Source organism: Bowmanella yangjiangensis, from assembly GCF_017255015.1.
Lineage (GTDB): Bacteria > Pseudomonadota > Gammaproteobacteria > Enterobacterales > Alteromonadaceae > Bowmanella > Bowmanella yangjiangensis.
Window position 1 is genome coordinate 1 of record NZ_JAFKCS010000372.1, and the last position, 784, is coordinate 784.

Consider the following 784-nt stretch of genomic DNA (forward strand, 5'->3'; position numbering starts at 1 on the left):
TGAGCAGGCAGTGCGCCTGAAGCTGCAGTTCGACGGCCACCCCGACCTCGGTCTGCGCCTGGGCAAGGCAGCCCAGCAAGGCGCCGGGCAACTGGTGCGCCTGGCTGGAGAGGACCAGGTCTGGTTGATCGATCGTCAGCTGAACGTACCGCCGCGCGAGCTGGACTGGCTGGATCGGCGCATCAGTGACATTCCCTACACCGATATCCAGCGCATCGAGCTGCGCCATGCCGACGGTGAGGTGCTCACCCTGAACCGGGCCGATGCCAAGCAGTACAACTTTGCCGTCGAGCAACTGGCCGGAACGCAGAAGCTCGCTTTCGAGGGCGCGGCCAACAGCGTGGCGACGCTGTTCTCCAGCCTGCAGTTCGCTGATGCCGCGCCGCTCGACCAGGTGGGCTTCAAGCAGCCGCCGGTGCTGCGCTTCAGCCTCAGTGGCTTCGGTGGGCAGAAGCTTGCCGGTGCTCTGTACCGGCAGGGAGAACAGTACTGGCTGACGCTGGGGGCGCGGGAAGGTTTCAAGGTGGAGGAAGTCAGCGCGCGCCCTGACTGGGCCTATCGCCTCGACGTCGAACAGGCGCAGCGGTTGATGAAGAAGTTGCGCGATCTGCTGGCCAAAAGCTGACAAAAACGCTCTGAACAGCGCATTTTTCCAGGTGGCGGGGCGGCTCCAAAAAAGTACTTTTCAGTCACAATTCATGCTTTATACTCGGCCTTCGGCTGCAGCAAGAACGCTACTCGCTTGACCTGCTCCATGCTCGAGTTGCCGGGGTTGGCGAACGCT

At 62.6% G+C, this 784-nt stretch carries 1 protein-coding gene; it reads left to right on the plus strand.

What is annotated here, in order from left to right; translation table 11 throughout:
• Positions 1-625, plus strand: a 625-nt coding sequence (locus J0A65_RS24625; RefSeq protein WP_206596875.1) for a DUF4340 domain-containing protein, incomplete at its 5' end; no start/stop codon positions are given.
• Positions 626-784 lie beyond the last annotated feature (159 nt).